We start from the raw sequence: 17,602 nt of genomic DNA, 5'->3' as shown, positions 1-17,602 counted from the left end.
CAAACGTTGCATGACGCTATTGAAGCGGCAAGAAAATCCACTCTCAAGCGCACAAGTATTTCGAAAAATAATCGGAAATTCTTGCCGCGCAATTCGCGAATTAATTCGGCAGCTTTTCCCGAATCGGCGCTGCCGAGGGGAATTTCATGGAACTTTACGGATCGGCCCGGAGCTTTACGGGAAGCGGCTGCTGGCCGCATCGGCGAAATATTTTTTTATTTTTTTATTTACGTCTGACGAGTAGCTGTAAAAATTTCCCGGAAGCGTCTGCGCTGAATATTACAGAGTGCCGCCGGTTTTATTGTCGATTTACTTCATGCTACAAACGGGCACTGACTCTAATCGAGGAGAGTGTCATCATGAATGCTCCGGCCGTGGCAGCAGTGGCAGCCGATACGCCCCCCAGTTCCGCCGCAACCGACGCCGCACTGCGCGTCGCGGTGCAGCCGGTGATTCTCGCCGGCGGTTCCGGCACGCGCCTGTGGCCGATGTCGCGCGAGCACTATCCGAAGCAGCTGATCGGCCTGCTCGGCGATCATTCGCTGCTGCAATCCACCGCGCTGCGCCTCGACGGTCTGGCCGCGTCGCATCCGGTCAACGACGACGTGCTGATCGTGTGCGGCGAGGATCATCGCTTCACGACCGCCGAGCAATTGCGCGTGACCGGCAAGCGCGCGTCGATCATGCTCGAGCCGCTCGGCCGCGATACGGCGCCGGCGCTGACGCTCGCCGCGCTGCGCATCGTCGCCGACGGCGGCGATGCGGTGATGACGGTGATGCCCGCCGACCACGCCGTCGCGGATCGCGCGCGCTTTCATGCGGCCGTCGCGGCCGGCGTGCATTGCGCGGCGCAAGGCAAGATCGCGACGATGGGGATCGTGCCGGCGCGCGCGGAGACGGGCTACGGCTACATCCGCGTCGGCGCGCCGCTCGGCGATGCGGCCACCGGCGGGCTGGACGTGCGCCGCCTCGACCGCTTCGTCGAGAAGCCGCATCTCGAACTCGCGCGGCAGTACGTCGAATCGGGCGAATACTGGTGGAACAGCGGGATCTTCATCGTGCGCGCGTCGGTGTGGCTCGACGCGATCCGCCGGCTCGAGCCCGAGATCCATGCGGCCTGCGAACAGGCGGTTGCGAACGGCAAGCAGGACGGCGACTTCTTCCGCGTCGATCGCGACGCGTTCGCCGCGTCGCCGTCGAACTCGATCGACTACGCGGTGATGGAGCCGCTCGCGAGCCAGCCGCAGCTGTGCGAGAGCGTGGTCGTGCCGCTCGACGCGGGCTGGTCGGACGTCGGCTCGTGGGACGCGATCTGGCAGATCCTGCCGAAGGACGACGCCGGCAACGTCGGCCGCGGCCACGTGCTGTTCGAGAACGCCGACTCGACGTTCGCGCATGCGGAGAGCCGCTTGGTCGCCTGTGTCGGCACGCAGAATCTGGTCGTCGTCGAGACGCCCGACGCGGTGCTCGTCGCGGACAAATCGCGCGTGCAGGACGTGAAGAAGATCGTCGGCCGCATCAAGGCCGAACGCGGCGCGGAAGCGACCGACCATCGCAAGGTTCATCGGCCGTGGGGCCACTACGACTCGGTCGACATGGGCGAGCGCTTTCAGGTCAAGCGCATCGTCGTGAAGCCGGGCGCGCGGCTGTCGCTGCAGATGCACCATCACCGCGCCGAGCACTGGATCGTCGTGCGCGGCACGGCGCGCATCACGCGCGGCGACGAAACCTTCCTGCTCTCCGAAAACGAATCGACCTACATTCCGCTCGGCGTGTCGCACCGGCTCGAGAATCCCGGCAAGATGCCGCTCGAACTGATCGAAGTCCAGTCGGGCGCGTATCTCGGCGAGGACGACATCGTCCGCTTCGACGATACCTACGGACGCCAATGACGCAACGCCTGCCGGGCGCGCGGCTTCGCTTCAATGGCGCGCCCGGCAGGCAACGTTGCGCTCGAGGACCACAAAAAAAGCGGGCGCCGTGTGACACACGGCGCCCGCTTTTTGGTCAGGACCGCGATCAACCCACGCGATACGCGTACTCGCGGCGATCGGGCTGCACGGGATCGTTGCGGCCTTCGGCCAGCGCGGCGCCGCGACGCTCGGCGATGAAGCGCTTGATGTCCGACTCCGCCCGCGCGAGCGCGGACAGGCCGGCCAGCACTTCGCCTTGCGGTGCGTGCACGGGCTCGTCGCTCGCGCCGTGGCGATCGATCCACTGGCGCGCCCAGTCGAGCGCGTACTGCTCGGCTTCGTCCGCATCGGTGAAACGCGGACCGATCAGGCCCGAGCGCTCGACGCGACGGCCGTCCTGCGTGATCTCGGCCCACGCGCGATACATCAGGTTCTGCACCGGCTGCGCGCTGCCGTAGATCGTATAGCCGCGATACTCGTCGACTTGCGGCTCGGCCGACGCGAAGCTCGCGGCGGACGGCCGGCCCTGACGCAGCCCGGCCGGGCGTGCGCCCGGCACGGTGAACGGCGATGCGGACGCACGCGCCGATTCGACGGCGGCGTCGCTCGACATCGTGGCCAGCGCCATCGCACCTTCGCCATCCCAAACGTTTGCGCGCGCAACCGGTAGTTGCCACGATTCGGGGTTTTGCCAGAACACGCCGCGCAGGCGGTCGTTGTCCTGCACGGGCTCTGCGCGCGATGCCGGCGCGGCGGGCGCGGGCGGCGGCGGCACGTAGGCGAACGTGCGCCCGCTGAACTGCGTCAGCACGTCGATCATCTGAAGCAGCGTGCCGTTGGCGAGCCACTCCTCATAGCGGCGACGGCACGTCGGCCCGGACGGATAGCGCCCGGGAAGTTTGGACCATGCCTCGCCCGTCGTCAGGATCCACAGGACCGCGTTGGCAACGACGCGCGGTTCGGCACGCGGGCGGCCTCGGCGGTTCAGCCGGATCGGTTCATCGGCAATCAGCGTCGAAAGACGAAACCACTCTTCATCGGTAAGCTCATCGAAGAACATAGTAGATCTCTCCACGCAGCCAGGCCGGGGCTGCGATTGTCGCCGCCGCGTCACGCATCGCGTGACGCGGCGGCCCGGTTGCACATTATGTTTATCCGAATGTTGTGCATGCCGGCGCGGCACCGCCCTTCAACGGTGCCGCCATTCCCGGCAATGGCGCACAAATCACGGTCTCACTCCAATGTGGGAATTTTTGTGCACGAAGCATACCATCCTCAGGGTTTATCTCAATATGACAATGACTTAATGTTACGTACTGAAACAACCTGCCAAGGATGCGCAAACCATTTATGCTTGAATTTTTTTGATCGATCCTTATGCAGCGTGCTGGGAAGCCCCGTCCGGCGGGGCTGTGCGGGCGATACGGCAGGTCCGCCCGGTATGGCGCAGCGGGTGCTCCGACCCTGACGCGGTAACAAACTCGGCACGTGGCGGCCAAAATCGGTAATTCAGGGAGAAATTCGTAACAAGATATTCACGGATCGGTAAATCATTCAAATTGGCCGAAATGGAATTATCTTTGCGCACAATCTTTTTATTGTTTCTCTGCGAGTCGTGAAAAGCGGGGTTGACGCGCAATGCATGTTGTTTCCTGGTGTGCAAATTGAGCGGCCGGATTGCGGTGGCGGGCCGGCAACCGGGTGGGGCTTCATGCCGAATGGGACGGACGCGGAACACACGGCTCATGCGCGTATCGGGCATGAGTGACATGCGTGTCGGCAGCCAGATGGTTGAAGCCATGCGCGCGCGGATCGCACGGCAGCCGGCATCACTTCGCGCCGGGTCCACGCAATGCAGTCTTCGGCACAACGTCGCGATGCCGCGAGAGCATATGGTTCAGCGGCCGACACGATGCTGGTCCCGTCGCACGCATCGCGGCGTCGATCGGAACGTCACCGGCAGCTAATACATATACATATGCGTCATGCGTCGGCCTGCGCGCGGCACCATGCCGTTGCGCGCGCAAGCGCTTCGACAGCGCCATGCTTGCAGCCCGCTTCGCCGCGACGCCGACGGGATCGCACGGCGCGAGCGGCGGCATAGCGCAGTTGACGTTGCGTACGAATGCCCGGATGGAACGTCTGAATGTCGCGCGCCGCTTCGCCTGTCACGCGCTGTTGCTCGCGGGGCGCGGCGATGCGCGGTGGCGTCGCGTGCACGACATGGGGCAACCGCAAGTCATGCATCCGCCGCGCGTCCGAGCAGCAATTCCCTTTCACGCGCATTGCGCGTCAACTCAGCGGCGCGCCGGAATTCGACCTTCGCCTCGTCGGCGCGGCCGAGCTTCGCGAGCAGGTCGCCGCGTACGCTCGGCAGCCAGTGATAGCGTGCGAGCGCCGGGTCGTCGCGCAGCGCATCGACGAGCTCCAGTGCGGCGGCCGGTCCGAACGCCATCCCGACCGCTACCGCGCGATTGAGCGCGACGACCGGCGAAGGCGCGACTTCGGCGAGTGCGTCGTACAGCGCGACGATCTGCGCCCAGTCGGTGTCCGCTGCGGTGTGCGCACGCGCATGGCAGGCCGCCAACGCGGCCTGCAGCGCATACGGCCCGCGCACACCGCCGAGCTTCGTCGCCCGCTCGAGCGCCGCCAGGCCGCGGCGGATCAGCAGCGGATCCCAGCGGCTGCGGTCCTGGTCGAGCAGCAGCACGGGCCGCCCGTCGGCATCGGTGCGTGCGTGCATGCGCGACGCCTGCAGTTCCATCAGCGCGAGCAGCCCGAGCACCTCGCTTTCATCGGGCATCAGCCCGGCCAGCACGCGGCCGAGACGCAACGCCTCGTCGCACAGCGCGGGGCGCGTCCAGTCGTCGCCGGCGGTCGCCGCATGGCCTTCGTTGAAGATCAGATAGAGCACTTCGAGCACCGACGCGAGCCGCGCGGGCCGCGCCTCGGCGGCCGGCACCTCGAACGGCACGCGCGCCGCCGCGAGCGTGCGCTTCGCACGCACGATGCGCTGCGCGATCGTCGGCTCCGGCGACAGGAACGCGCGCGCGATCTCGCCGGTGGTCAGCCCGCCGAGCAGCCGCAAGGTCAGCGCGACGCGCGCATCGGCCGACAGCACCGGATGGCACGACGTGAAGATCAGTCGCAGCAGGTCGTCGCCAATGTCGTCCGCGCGCGCGTCGGCGAGCGCATCGGCGATGTCCGGCACGACGTGCGCTTCGAGCGCGTCCATTTCGTGACCGAGCTGATCGCGCTTGGCCGCGTGCAGCGACTCCTGGCGCACGCGGTCGAGCGCACGACGCTTCACGGCGGTCATCAGCCACGCGGCCGGATTGTCGGGCACGCCGTCGACCGGCCAGTGCTCGAGCGCCGCGACGAGCGTGTCCTGGGCGAGTTCCTCGGCCACGCCGAGGTCGCGCACCACCCGCGCGGCGCGCGCGATGATCTTCGGCGCCTCGATTCGCCACACGGCCTCGATCGCACGATCGGTCGCCTCGCGGGTCACGCCGAGAGTCCTTGGGCGGGGGTGGGTGGCCGGGGCGCGATGGTCGCGATGGTCGCGATGGTCGCGGTGGTCGCGGTGGTCGCGGTGGTCGCGGTGGTCGCGGTGGCCGCGGTGGCCGCGGTAGTCGCGGTAGTCGCGGTAGTCGCGGTAGTCGCGGTAGTCGCGGTGGCCGCGGTGGCCGCGATGGTCGCCGTGGTCGCCGTGGTCCTCACGGTCCATGCGCTCGGCACTGTCCTTACGGGCGGCGCTGTCCTCACGCTCCTCGCAGTCCTCATGGTCAGCACTGCCTTCGGAGCCCCCAAGCCCCCAGCGCCCGACACGCAACCGAACGCACCATCGAACGCCGCCACGCGTTCGCCCCGCGCCGCCGGCAAAGCGATGAAGGTCATGTCGTCCATGGCGATCACCCGACGACGTGGAATCAAACGCCGCGGCCGTGCCCGACGTTCAGCTCGCGGAACCGTTCGACCGCGTCGCTCGGCGTCAGGTCGTCGAGTTCGAACAGCGGACGCACCTCGATCTCGCAGTCCATTTCCGCACCGAACGGCGCCGGAAACCGCCGCGTCCACTCGAGCGCTTCGTCGCGCGAACGCACCTGGATCAGCGTGTAGCCGGCGATCAGTTCCTTCGTTTCCGCGAACGGGCCGTCGACCACCGTGCCCTTGCCGCCGCTGTACCGCACACGCCAGCCGCTCGCGCTCGGCCGCAGGCCGTTCGCATCGAGCAGCACGCCGGCCTTCGCCAGTTCCTCGTGATAGACCGTCATCGCCTCGACCAGCCGGTCGTCCGGCAACGCGTCGGACTCGCTCACGGCGGTCGCCCGGATCATGATCATGAATCGCATCGCTCGCTCCTTGTCATCGGTGGAAAAGGCAGCCGCTCATCGGCGCCTTGACCCTACGACGCGCCGCACGCGGACGGATCGACGTGTTGCACGCCGAATCAGGGTAAATACCGACGCGGCGCTCGTCACAGGAAGCACGGGCCTACCGCGCGTACCTCGACCGTGCACCATTGGGCGGCCGGGCACTGGCGCGCGATCTCGATCGCTTCGTCGCGCGTGTCGACGTCGACGAGGAAGAAGCCGCCGATCATTTCCTTCGCCTCGGCGAACGGGCCGTCGATCAGGCGCGTGTCGCCGTCGCGCACCTGCACGCGCGTCGCGCGCTCGGAACGCTCGAGCGACTCGACGCCGCGCAACACGCCGCGCGCTTGCAGCGTGCCGGCGAACTCCACCATCCGCGCGTATAGCGCCTGCCCTTCCTCGAGCGTGCGTTCGGCACGCTGGTCGGTCGGTTCGACTATCAACAGCATGTAGGACATCGTGCTCTCCCGTGGCGGCCGTACGCAGTATTGAACGCGCGGGCCGGAATGACGCGGCGGATGCAAAGCGTAGCAGCCGCTGCCGCGCGCGGCGACCGGCGCGGCTCCAATGGCGATTTCTCACGCTGCAAGCGATTTTGCCTTCAACCGGCGTGGCTGGCGTCCGGATTTTGCTGCGGCAAACGGATCGACGTGATGCGCACTACTCGACACGCCGCCCGTGCGACGCCCCACCGGCCAGCCCGCTCTCCGCGCGCGCATTCTGCCGTTGCATCGCCGGCCTTGCCCGGATTACAAAACCGGCACGCAACGAGCGACGCGTTACGCACGCCTGCACAACGAACGGCAGCGCGCGACCACGCGTTACGCGCCACGGGCCGTGGCATAGCGGGACCACCCCAACAGCAGGCACGCAACCTGCTGCACGCATCAGCGTCGATTAGTGCAATTGCATCAGCACCATGCGTGCAACGGCACTATTTACCGGGTCCATCGCGGCGGGCCATATTTACCGGACGATCGCTTCATCGCTGACGTCCGCTACGCCGCCGCGACCGATCGCGACATTTTTTAACCGCCGTCCCGCCCGCGTGGCGCAAGGCGCTCAGGGAAGCTCGCCGACGAATTGAAAGTTTGTATCGAAACTCAATCGAACGATATGAATCTCATCGGATGCTGGGTTTCGTTTTATCTTCAAAGTGGCGTGTAAATCAAATCGAAGGAGGATAAACACCATGGCGCTCACCGACTCGATCGAACACAAGCTCGACCGCGGGCTGTCCGAGCTCCGACGCACCGGCCGGCGCGTCGGACGCAGCACCCGTTCGGCTGCTCGCGACCTGCACGAGGACGTCACCGACGACCTGCGCAGCCTCGTCGACGAACTCGAAGATCTGCTGAAGAACGACGGCGACGGCGATATCGCGGCGCTGCGCAAGCGCGTCCAGGCGCGGCTCGACGAAGCGCGCAGCAGGCTCGACTACGCGTCGGGCAACGCAGCCGTCCGGTTGCGCGAATCGGCCGAACGCATGGCGCAGGTCGTCCACGACAACCCGTGGCAGACGGCCGGCGTCGTCGGCGGCCTCGCATTCGTCGTAGGCCTGCTCCTTGCCCGCCGCTGAACCGGGCTGCTCGTCCCGCTCGTCCTCAACCCGACAACGAAGGAGAATCGCCATGCAGAAGTCCCTCGCACTGAAAGCCGCCGCCGCCGTGATGCTCGGCAGCCTCGCCCTTGCCGGTTGCACGACCACCCCCGACCGACCCGACAACGCCTCGGCCAGCGCGTCGAAACGCGAGTCGATCGACGCGAGCGTGAACGCGACGCTGTCGCGCCTCTATTCGACGGTGCCCGGCTCCCGCGATCTCGTGTCGAAGGCGCGCGGCGTGCTGGTGTTCCCGAACGTGCTGCAGGCCGGCTTCATCGTCGGCGGCCAGTCCGGCAACGGCGCGCTGCGCGTCGGCGGCAGCACCGTCGGCTACTACAACACGTCGTCGCTGTCGGTCGGGCTGCAGGCCGGCGCGCAGTCGAAGGCGATCGTGTTCCTGTTCATGACGCAGGATGCCCTCGACACGTTCCGCAAGTCGGAAGGCTGGTCGGCCGGCGCCGATGCGTCGGTTGCGGTCGTGAAGGTCGGTGCGAACGGCGCGGTCGACACCAATACGGCCACCGCCCCGGTCGAGGTGCTGGTACTGACGAACGCCGGCCTGATGGGCGACCTGTCGGTGAACGGCACCAAGATCACCAGGCTCCACATCTGACGCTCCGGCGCGGCGCCGCCGCGCCCGCTGCCCAGCAACGCCGCGGCCCGTGCCGCGGCGTTTTCGTGTGCGCGCCGCGCAGCGGCTATGACGCGGCCCCCTTTGCGGGCATACTGCGATCCGGGCCGCCGTGCGGTGCGCGTCGCCGTGAACCGTGACGTTCGCGAGCCGATCGCGCCCGAGGCAACGAGATTCAATCAAACCAGGCATCAATCTGCGCGAACCATCCATGGACAGCGGACACGATCACCAAAAATTCTTCTACTTCCTGCTGTTCGCGGTCACCGTCGGACTCTGCTGGATCCTCGCGCCGTTCTCCGGCGCGGTGTTCTGGGGCACCATTCTCGCGATCCTGTTCCAGCCGGTGCAGCGCTGGCTCGCCGCGCGCTTCGGCAAGCGGCGCAACCTCGCCGCGCTGCTCACGTTGTCGCTGATCATCCTGATCGTGATCCTGCCGCTCGTGTTCGTCGCCGGGACGCTCGTGCAGGAAATCGCGTACGTGTACCAGGAGCTGAAGGACGCGCCGCCGAACTATTCGAAGTACGTGCACGACATCATTCAGGCGCTGCCGACGTCGATCCAGCACCTGTTGCAGAAATACGGGCTCACCAACGTCCCCGGCATCCAGAAGAAGCTGACCGACGGCGCCGCGCAGATCAGCCAGTTCGCGGCGACGCAGGCGCTCAGCATCGGCCAGAACACGTTCCAGTTCGTCGTCAGCTTCGGCGTGATGCTGTACATGGTGTTCTTCCTGCTGCGCGACGGCGGTGAAATCGGCCGCCGCGTGCGGCGCGCGCTGCCGCTCGACGAGGAGCACAAGAACCTGCTGCTCGCGAAGTTCACCACGGTCGTGCGCGCGACCGTGAAGGGCAACATCGCGGTCGCGCTGGTGCAGGGCGCGCTCGGCGGGCTGATCTTCTGGATCCTCGGGATCGAGGGCGTCGTGCTGTGGGGCGCGCTGATGGCGTTCCTGTCGCTGCTGCCGGCGATCGGCGCGAGCCTCGTGTGGGTGCCGGCCGCGCTTTATTTCCTCGCGACCGGCGCGGTGTGGAAATGCGTGATCCTGGTCGGGTTCTGCGTCGGCGTGATCGGCCTCGTCGACAACCTGCTGCGCCCGATCCTCGTCGGCAAGGACACGAAGATGCCCGACTGGGTCGTGCTGATCTCGACGCTCGGCGGGATGGCGCTGTTCGGCATCAACGGCTTCGTGATCGGGCCGCTGGTCGCCGCGCTGTTCATGGCCAGCTGGGACATCTACGCACGCGCCGAACAGGGGGAATGACGCGGGGTGCGCCGGTCGCGGGCGAAGAGGGGCGATCGTGGGGGGCGCCGCGCCGGTCGTCGTGAGGTCGCGAGCCGGCAGCCGTCGTCGCACCACGCGGCCCTACTGGCCGATGCGATGCGCCCGGCTGCACTACCGGTGGACGCGCGCAGCGGCAGTACCAGCGATAACATCGGGCGTACGTGCGTGATCGTCCGGCTCCCCCGCTTTCCCGCTCGAAGTCGAAAAAAAACGGCGTGACGCGCACGTCACGCCGCCTCGTTCGCCAACACACCAACGTCACCCACAGCAGCCGCAGCGAAGTTCCGCGCAACGGCTGACACGACGCCGTTACGCACGCACGCTGCGCGTCACGCCTGCGGATCGACGCGCAGCACGAGCTTGCCGCGATGGTCGCCGTCGAACAGCCGGTTCAATACGTCGGGCGCGTTTTCGAGCCCGTCGGCGACGGTTTCCTCGGCCTTGAGCCGGCCGTCGCGCAGCCATCCGGCGAGCGTCTGCACCGCTTCGCGGCTCTTGCGGTAGTCGAGGATCAGGAAGCCGCGCATCGTCAGCCGCTTGGAGATCAGCACGCCGACGTCGTCGGCCGCGCGCCCGCTGTTGTAGGTCGAGATCACGCCGCACAGCGCGACGCGGCCGCCGATCACCATCCGCGACAACACCGCGCGCATCACGTCGCCGCCGACGTTCTCGAAGTTCACGTGCACGCCGTCCGGCGTGGCGGCCTTCAACTGCTCGCGGAAGTCGTCGGCCTTGTAGTCGACGGCAGCGTCGAACCCGAGCGTGTCGGTCAGGTAGCGACATTTGTCCGCGCCGCCCGCAATGCCGACGACGCGCGCGCCGTGGATCTTGCCGATCTGGCCGGCGATCGAGCCGACCGATCCGGCCGCCGCCGACACCACCAGCGTTTCGCCCGGCTGCACGGGCGCGATCTCGGTCAGCCCGTAGTACGCGGTCAGGCCGCTCATCCCGCACGCGCCGAGCAGCGTCGGCAACGGCAGGCCCGACTGCGCGGGCAGCTTGACGAGCTGCGCGGCCTGATCGGCCGGCACGCGCGCATAGTCCTGCCAGCCGACGAGCCCCTGCACCAGATCGCCTTCCGCGAAATCCGCATGGCGCGACGCGACCACGCGGCCGATGCCGAGCGCGCGCATCACCTCGCCGATCGCGACCGGCGGCAGGTATTGCGGCACGTCGCTCATCCACACGCGGTTGGTCGGGTCCATCGACAGATACAGCACGCGCACCAGCACTTCGCCGTCGGCGAGCGCGGCGACGGGTGTTTCGACCAGCGAAAAATGTTCGCGGCCGACGCGCGCTTCGGGGCGCGTCTTCAACAGCAGCTGACGGTTCACGAGTGTCGACACGAGGTTCTCCTCCGGTAATGGTTGGTCGGTGCGCGTCACACCGCGCACATGCCGCCGTCGAGCACGAGCTCGGCGGCCGTCATGAAGCGGCTCTCGTCGGACGCCAGATAGACGGCCGCATGCGCGACGTCGTCCGGCTCGCCGAGGCGGCGCAGCGGGATGCCGCGTGCGAGCTTGCGCGTCGCGTCGCGCTCGCCGAGCGACTGGAACAGCGGCTCGACGATGCCCGTGCGAATGAACGCCGGGTGAATCGAGTTGCAGCGCACGTCGAGTTCGCGGCGCGCGCAATCGATCGCGACCGACTTCGTCAGCGACGCGACCGCGGCCTTCGACGCGTTGTACGCGGTGAAGTCCGGCTCGACCTTGAACGCGGCCACCGACGAGATGTTGATGATCGACGCCGCGCCGCTCGCACCGAGGTACGGCAGCGCGTGCTTGCAGCCGAGCACGATGCTCTCGACGTTGATCGCCATCACGCGCCGCCACTCGTCGAGCGCGATCTGCGTCGGCGCGCCGATCGACCCGACGCCCGCGTTGTTGACCAGCACCGACAGGCCGCCCAGCGCCTCGTCGGCCTGCGCGAGCAGCGCCTGCCAGCGCGCCTCGTCGCGCACGTCCTGCGTCGCGGCGAACGCGACCGGCGCCGCGTGCGCGGCGTTCAGCTCGGCCGCGAACGCATCGAGCGCCGTGGCGTCGGCGATGTCGGTCAGGAATACGCGCGCGCCCTGCTCGACCATCCGGCGCGCGATCGCGCGGCCGAGCCCGCCCGCGGCGCCCGTGATGAAGGCACGCTTGCCGGCGAGGCGTGAAGAAACGACTGTCATGGAACCTGCTCCTATCGTGATGGGCCGCGACGGCGGCTGCCGCGCGCCTGTCGGCGCTCGCGCGGTGTGCGAGTATAGCGAGCCCGCGTGGCGGCGTCGGCCCGACTGTCCGGCACAACCGGCCGCGCCGGAGACGCCAGAATTTCACGCGCACGCGGCGCTCGAAGCCGTGCGCGGCCGGGAGCGGCGGCCCGGCGTGAAGCTGATGCCACACGCGATCGCCTGCCGATGCAGCTTCATCGCCGCCGGCAGCGACGCGCCCGCCCGTCGCTGCCGGCACCGCTCGATCGAACGCCAGCGTACGCGATCGCCGCCGATCGATGAAATGAATATTCGTAATACCCGGTCATCGACGGGATTGATGAGCGCCGCGCCCCTGGCCGGCGCGCGCGACAGGTCGCCGCGCACGGCGCTGGCGCACGCACGCGGGCCGTCGACGACGAAATGGCAAGGCGAGGAGGAAGCAGGCGTTGCAGCGCGACCGCGCCACGCGCGCGGCGGCATCGGCGACCGACGCGCCGCGCCGGCCGCGCACGTCAGGCGCCGTTGCCGGCGCCGCGCACGAAAGCGCAGAACTGCGGGGAATGGGTGTCGATCATCTGCTGAAACGGCGCGCGGTGTCCGTACGCGATGCCGGACACGAGCAGCAGGCTGACGGCCGCGATGCGCGGCGAGAACGCGCGCGGTTGCGCGTCGCCGTATGCGCGCAGAAAGGCCAGCGCGACTGCCGCGCCGAGCAGCCAGCCGGCGACGACTTCCGGAACGGTATGCGAATGATCGAGCACGCGCGCGATCGCCGTCACCGCGCCGACGGCCAGCCCGGCCGCGACGCCGGGCGCCTTGCCGGCGCGAAACCCTTGCCACAACGTCGACAGCGCGACCGTCCACACCGAGGTCGACAGCATCGTATGGCCGCTGATCACACGAAAATCGAACTGCGGGATCTCGATGCCGCACCCCGCATAGAGGATCTTGGTCGCGCCGACCACGCTCATGCCGGCCGCGAGCAGCGCGACCCAGCGCACCGCGAGCCGCCAGTCGGACAGTGCGAGCCAGATAGCGCAGGTCAGCGCGACCGGCAGGGTCAGCGCGGCGTCGCCGATGTTGCTGATTTCACTCCACATGATGGACGTCGAACGGCTAGCGAAAGGCCGCAGTTTAACGCATGCACACAGCGCGGCCGTTTCAGCCTGTGACAGGCTGTATCAGCTTGCGACGCCGGTGATCAGCAGCAGATTCGTGCCGCCGATGACGGCGAACAGCGCCCACGCGAGCGCCTGCATCCCGCGGCCGATCGCATGCTCGCCCATCGTGCCGCGATCGCTGACCGAGCGGATCAGCGGCCACATCGCGAACGGCAACTGGAAGCTCAGCACGACCTGGCTCCATACGAGCAGCTGCCCGACCGACCCGTCGCCGAGCCACAGCACGCCGATCAACGCGGGCACCAGCGCGAGCCCGCGGGTGATCAGACGCCGCTGGTAGCACGGGATCTTCGTGTGCAGGAAGCCGTCCATGATGACCTGGCCGGCGATCGTGCCGGTGAGCGTCGAGCTTTGCCCGGACGCCAGCAGCGCGATGCCGAACAGCAGCGCGGCGGCACCGCCCGCGATCGGCGTGATCAGCCGGTAGGCCTGCTCGATGTCGGTCACGTTGTGCTGGCCGGTCGCATGGAACGCCGCGCCCGCGACGATCAGGATCGCCGCGTTGACGAGCATCGCGACGAACAGCGACACGCAGGTGTCGATGCGCACCAGCGCGAGCGTGTCGCGGATCAGCCCGCGCGCGCCGCCGACCACGTGGCGCGTCTGCACGACCGACGAATGCAGATAGAGGTTGTGCGGCATGATCGTCGCGCCGACGATGCCGAGCGCGAGCACGATCGCGTCCTTGCTGTCGTGGCCGGGGTTGCCCGGCACCAGCCCCTTCGCGACCGCATGCCAGTCGGGCGGCGTGATGGCGACCTGCGCGACGAAGCAGAACGCCATCGTCGAGATGAGCCCGAGCACGATCGCCTCGATCTGGCGCACGCCCTTGCCCTGCAGCCCGAGGACGATCATCGTGTCGAGCGCGGTCAGCACGATCCCCCACGCGAGCGGCACGCCGAGCAGCAGCTTGAACGCGAGCGCGCAGCCGAGCACTTCGGCGATGTCGCACGCGATGATCGACACCTCGGCGGTCAGCCACTGCACGAGGCGGCCGACGCGGCCGTAGCGGTCGTAGCTCGCCTGCGCGAGATCCTTGCCGGCGACCAGACCGAGCCGCGCGGCCAGCATCTGCAGGAAGATCGCGGCGAGACTCGAGAACGCGACGACCCACAGCAGCGAATAGCCGAACTGCGAGCCGGCCTGGATGTCGGTGGCCCAGTTGCCGGGGTCCATGTAGCCGATCGCCACCAGCAGGCCCGGGCCGAAGAAGCGCTTGAACTTCATCCAGCGCGACGCGCGCGCGTCGATCGTGATGCTGCCCTTTACTTCCGACGGACAGAACGGGGCGGTGGCGGTGGTGGGAAGCAAGGGCATGGACACGGGCGATCGGATGGGCAACCCGGCCATTTTACGGTCACCCCCCGCTTTTTACCGCAGGTGTGCGTGCGCCGCCGGGCCGGCCCAGTCGCCGGCCGCTTGCGCGGGCCGGGATTCGGCGCGCGCCTCGGGCTGCTGCGCGCCGTCGATCAGCAGCCGCTCGCGCTCGGCGATGCGGAATTCGGTCGGCGACACCAGCAGCCGCTGACGAAACAGTTTCGCCAGACGCTCGCCGCTGCCGAACCCGGTGCGGCGCGCGACCTTGTCGGCGGGCAGCGTCGTATGGACCAGCATGTGGCACGCGCGCTCGAGCCGCACGTGCTGCACGAACTCGGTCGGCGTCACGCCGATTTCCCGCTTGAAGCGCCGCAGGAAATTGCGCTCGCTCATCGCGGCCGTGCGCGCGACGTCGGCGATCGAGATGCGGTTCGCGCTGAGCGTGCGCAGCCGTTGCGCGGACATCCGGATCGACGGGCTCGCGCTCAGTTCGCGGTAGGCCCACATCGACTGCGTATAGCGTTGCTCGACCGGACGCATGAAGTTGTCGGCAATCTGCTGCGCGGCGCCGTCGCCGAGATCGGCGCGGAACATGTCGAGCACGACCGCGAACACGTCGACGGCGCCGGCCGGCGGCTCGATCGTCGCGGCCGGCCGGCGCGTGCCGTCGGCCGCCTGCGCGCGCGCCGCGTGCATGAGCGGCGGCGCCGCGGCGAGGCCCGGCAGATCGACCGCGTCGGCGATCCAGCGCGCCTGGCGACGGACGTTGCCGAGGCGCTGCTGCAAGGCGGCGTCCCAGTTGATCGTCACGCGCTCGCCATGAAGATGCAGGAATGCATACGCGCTGCGGCCGTGCTCGTCGTCGAATGCGTCGGCGGCGATCCTCACGCCGGACGACGACTGCAGCAACCCGCCGCTTTCGGACACGTACTTCACCTCATAATCCGCGCCGAGCGGCTGCAGGCGATTCGCCAGATTGAAAGCCTCGCCGAGACGCGCGGCCTGCGCCAACGAAAACCCCGTACTCAAATAGACAACTACGCACCGCTGATCTGCTGCTTGCACTGGCAAGGCCCCCGGACTGTTTCGACTTCTGCCGATACCGTCGAACTGTCAGGCTTATATTTGGTGTGGATGCGTGCGACAGGACGGCTATCTCGAAATATGAAGCGACGGCATCGTAGCCGAACGATCCGATTCCCGCGCGCCGGTGGCCGACCGCGACATCATGATGGCGGATTGATACAGGCTGTGCCGCGTGACGGCGCGGCAAACGGCGCGCCGCCGGGCCGGCCGGCGCATGCGCGGGTGCGCTTGGGTTGCCGCCGCATCCTTTAGAATCGCTGCACCGCCCTCTTCGCCGAGCTCGTCCTTGCCCGCCGATCATCGTCTCGACCTGAACCTGTTCCGCGTGCTCGACGCCGTCTACGTGCATGGCGGGATCGGCGCGGCCGCGCGTGCGTTGCACCTGACGCAGCCGGCCGTCACGCACGCGCTGAACCGGTTGCGCGCGCATTTCGACGATCCGCTGTTCGTGCGGCAGGGCAACCGCGTCGTGCCGACCGAACGCACGCGCGCGGTCATCGCCGACGTGCAACTGCACGTCGCGGGCCTGCAGCGCGCGGCGCGCGATCCGTCGGCGTTCGATCCGGCGACGCTCGAGCTGAGCATCGCGATCGGCATTCGCGACGTGCTCGAATCGATCGCGCTGCCGCAAATCGTCGCGGCGTTCGCGAGCGACGCGCCGGGCCTGCGGTTCGTGAGCCGCCGCGTCGCGCTGTCGGAGATCGAACGCGAACTCGCGTCGGGCAATCTCGATCTGGTCGTCGATCGCCGCGTGCAGACCGGCCCGCGCATCGCGACCGAGCATCTGCTCGACGACTCGCTCGTCGTCGCGATGCGGCACGATCATCCGCTGATGCGCGGGCCGCTGCGGCGCAGCGACTACTTCGCGGCGCGGCACGTCGCGGTGTCGTCGCTCGGAGAGCCGCAATCGCTCGACGTGCTGCTCGGCAACGACGGGCGCTTCCGTCACATCCAGCTGATTTGCCAGCACTACTTCGCCGCGTGCCAGATCGCGGCGGCCGGCGACCTGCTGCTGACGCTGCCGCGCACGTATGCGCTGCGCATCGCGACCATGCTGCCGATCGCGGTGCAGCCGCTGCCGCTGCGGCTCAAGCCGTTTCCGCTGCTCGCGTACTGGCACGAATCGCGCGAGACCGACCGGGCGCATCAGTGGGTGCGCGCGCGGGTCGCGGGGTTGGTGCGGGAAATTGCGGGGGGTGCTGTGTAGCGCTGCGTGGCGCTGCTTGGGCGGTTGACGCGGTCAGTGCTTTTGATGTGTCCGGTGTGCTCGACGCGGTTGATGTGCTTGATACGCTGATGCGGTCGATGTGCTCGACGCCTCCGACGCCTCCGATGTCTCCGATGTCCCGATACGCCCACAGCACTCGACGCCCCCGGCGATCGCGACCCGCTCTCCCCGCAGCACGCTGCGCACGCGATGTCGGCTGAGACGGTATGCTGACGAGCCCTTTGCCGCGCCGCGTCGCGGCCGTTCCCATCCCGATCTTTGGAGACTCGCCATGTCGCTCATCCACGCTGCCGCCACGCTCGCCGCCGACGCCCCTGACTACGTCGTCCAGTTGCAAGCCGGCACGCATGCGCTGACCGGCGACGAGGCGCCGCGCGAAGGCGGCCAGGGCGTGGGGCCGGCGCCGTTCGAACTGGTGCTGGCCGGCCTCGCGCAATGCACGGCCGCGACGCTGCGCATGTACATGCAGCGCAAGACGTGGCCGGCCGCGCGCATCGACGTGCGCACCGAGCTGCATGCGGATCGCGAAGGACAGCAATACGTGCGCCGCGTCGTGACGCTCGACGGCCCGCTCGACGACGCGCAGCGCGCGCGCCTCGCCGAGATCTGCGAGAAGACGCCGGTCACGCAGTTCGTGAAACGCGGCACGCGCATCGAAACGACGCTGAACTGACGCGCGCCGGGCCGGGCTGCGCCATCATGCCGCGCCATGCAGCGCACGGCCGCGCCCTGCCAAACCACCGCCGCACCACCCGCCACGCGAACTCGCGCCATCAACGAAACGGGCGGGC

18 protein-coding genes are annotated in these 17,602 nt (G+C 68.2%); 7 read left to right on the top strand and 11 right to left on the bottom strand.

Going from position 1 to position 17,602, the window contains the following annotated elements; translation table 11 throughout:
- Positions 1 to 6: 6 nt before the first annotated feature.
- Together C3Y15_RS31695 and C3Y15_RS10400 are read left to right on the top strand one after the other, a co-directional pair.
- Positions 7 to 237, top strand: coding sequence for a hypothetical protein (locus tag C3Y15_RS31695; RefSeq protein WP_162486632.1), 231 nt, complete (start codon positions 7 to 9; stop codon positions 235 to 237).
- A gap of 122 nt (positions 238 to 359) precedes the next feature.
- Positions 360 to 1,892, top strand: a complete 1,533-nt coding sequence (locus tag C3Y15_RS10400) for a mannose-1-phosphate guanylyltransferase/mannose-6-phosphate isomerase (protein WP_059458422.1) — start codon at positions 360 to 362, stop codon at positions 1,890 to 1,892.
- A gap of 127 nt (positions 1,893 to 2,019) precedes the next feature.
- Here the strand turns inward: C3Y15_RS10400 and C3Y15_RS10395 are convergent, their stop codons facing one another.
- The 5 genes from C3Y15_RS10395 to C3Y15_RS10365 form a co-directional block, all read right to left on the bottom strand.
- Positions 2,020 to 2,973 carry a DUF6566 family protein gene (locus tag C3Y15_RS10395; RefSeq protein ID WP_014724610.1) on the bottom strand — a complete coding sequence of 318 codons (954 nt, stop codon included), beginning with the start codon at positions 2,971 to 2,973 and terminating at the stop codon, positions 2,020 to 2,022.
- A gap of 315 nt (positions 2,974 to 3,288) precedes the next feature.
- Positions 3,289 to 3,714 carry a hypothetical protein gene (locus C3Y15_RS10390; protein WP_124260008.1) on the bottom strand — a complete coding sequence of 142 codons (426 nt, stop codon included), beginning with the start codon at positions 3,712 to 3,714 and terminating at the stop codon, positions 3,289 to 3,291.
- 438 nt (positions 3,715 to 4,152) lie between these two features.
- Positions 4,153 to 5,421 (bottom strand): RNA polymerase sigma factor, encoded by a 1,269-nt coding sequence (locus C3Y15_RS10380; RefSeq protein WP_011881528.1) that lies wholly within the window; start codon positions 5,419 to 5,421, stop codon positions 4,153 to 4,155.
- A 421-nt stretch (positions 5,422 to 5,842) separates the two neighbouring features.
- Positions 5,843 to 6,265, bottom strand: coding sequence for a YciI family protein (locus C3Y15_RS10370; RefSeq protein ID WP_011881527.1), 423 nt, complete (start codon positions 6,263 to 6,265; stop codon positions 5,843 to 5,845).
- 125 nt (positions 6,266 to 6,390) lie between these two features.
- The gene (locus C3Y15_RS10365; protein ID WP_011881526.1) at positions 6,391 to 6,744 is read right to left on the bottom strand and encodes a YciI family protein; all 354 of its coding nucleotides are present in this window, start codon (positions 6,742 to 6,744) and stop codon (positions 6,391 to 6,393) included.
- A gap of 734 nt (positions 6,745 to 7,478) precedes the next feature.
- On the opposite strand from C3Y15_RS10365, the gene C3Y15_RS10360 reads away from it, so the two are divergent.
- The 3 genes from C3Y15_RS10360 to C3Y15_RS10350 all read left to right on the top strand — a co-directional run bounded on the left by C3Y15_RS10360 (position 7,479) and on the right by C3Y15_RS10350 (position 9,784).
- A complete protein-coding gene (locus C3Y15_RS10360; protein WP_045578195.1) occupies positions 7,479 to 7,865 on the top strand; it encodes a DUF883 family protein in 387 nt (128 codons plus the stop codon).
- Between the two features lie 52 nt (positions 7,866 to 7,917).
- Positions 7,918 to 8,502 carry a YSC84-related protein gene (locus C3Y15_RS10355; protein ID WP_046424621.1) on the top strand — a complete coding sequence of 195 codons (585 nt, stop codon included), beginning with the start codon at positions 7,918 to 7,920 and terminating at the stop codon, positions 8,500 to 8,502.
- A gap of 229 nt (positions 8,503 to 8,731) precedes the next feature.
- Entirely contained in the window at positions 8,732 to 9,784 is a 1,053-nt protein-coding gene (locus tag C3Y15_RS10350) for an AI-2E family transporter (protein WP_011881522.1), read from the top strand.
- A gap of 350 nt (positions 9,785 to 10,134) precedes the next feature.
- Here C3Y15_RS10350 and C3Y15_RS10345 read toward each other — a convergent pair whose 3' ends face one another.
- The 6 genes from C3Y15_RS10345 to C3Y15_RS10320 form a co-directional block, all read right to left on the bottom strand.
- Positions 10,135 to 11,151 (bottom strand): NADP-dependent oxidoreductase, encoded by a 1,017-nt coding sequence (locus C3Y15_RS10345; RefSeq protein WP_014724605.1) that lies wholly within the window; start codon positions 11,149 to 11,151, stop codon positions 10,135 to 10,137.
- 35 nt (positions 11,152 to 11,186) lie between these two features.
- Entirely contained in the window at positions 11,187 to 11,975 is a 789-nt protein-coding gene (locus C3Y15_RS10340) for an SDR family oxidoreductase (protein ID WP_014724604.1), read from the bottom strand.
- Between the two features lie 144 nt (positions 11,976 to 12,119).
- Complete coding sequence (locus tag C3Y15_RS10335) at positions 12,120 to 12,383, bottom strand: hypothetical protein (RefSeq protein WP_069246546.1); 264 nt, start codon at positions 12,381 to 12,383, stop codon at positions 12,120 to 12,122.
- Between the two features lie 128 nt (positions 12,384 to 12,511).
- Entirely contained in the window at positions 12,512 to 13,099 is a 588-nt protein-coding gene (locus C3Y15_RS10330) for a phosphatase PAP2 family protein (RefSeq protein ID WP_059895573.1), read from the bottom strand.
- An 81-nt stretch (positions 13,100 to 13,180) separates the two neighbouring features.
- Complete coding sequence (locus C3Y15_RS10325; RefSeq protein ID WP_069246547.1) at positions 13,181 to 14,497, bottom strand: Nramp family divalent metal transporter; 1,317 nt, start codon at positions 14,495 to 14,497, stop codon at positions 13,181 to 13,183.
- 54 nt (positions 14,498 to 14,551) lie between these two features.
- Positions 14,552 to 15,508 carry a helix-turn-helix domain-containing protein gene (locus C3Y15_RS10320; protein WP_185499743.1) on the bottom strand — a complete coding sequence of 319 codons (957 nt, stop codon included), beginning with the start codon at positions 15,506 to 15,508 and terminating at the stop codon, positions 14,552 to 14,554.
- Positions 15,509 to 15,869: 361 nt separating this feature from the next.
- On the opposite strand from C3Y15_RS10320, the gene C3Y15_RS10315 reads away from it, so the two are divergent.
- Both C3Y15_RS10315 and C3Y15_RS10310 read left to right on the top strand, forming a co-directional pair.
- Positions 15,870 to 16,790: a LysR family transcriptional regulator gene (locus tag C3Y15_RS10315; protein WP_014724599.1), complete on the top strand. Its 921-nt coding sequence runs from the start codon at positions 15,870 to 15,872 to the stop codon at positions 16,788 to 16,790.
- Positions 16,791 to 17,082: 292 nt separating this feature from the next.
- Positions 17,083 to 17,484, top strand: a complete 402-nt coding sequence (locus C3Y15_RS10310; protein ID WP_014724598.1) for an OsmC family protein — start codon at positions 17,083 to 17,085, stop codon at positions 17,482 to 17,484.
- Positions 17,485 to 17,602 lie beyond the last annotated feature (118 nt).

The organism is Burkholderia sp. B10 (assembly GCF_004368385.1).
GTDB classification, from domain to species: Bacteria; Pseudomonadota; Gammaproteobacteria; order Burkholderiales; family Burkholderiaceae; genus Burkholderia; species Burkholderia vietnamiensis.
The sequence above is the reverse complement of the archived record's forward strand: the minus strand, read 5'-3'. Positions and strand labels throughout refer to the sequence as shown.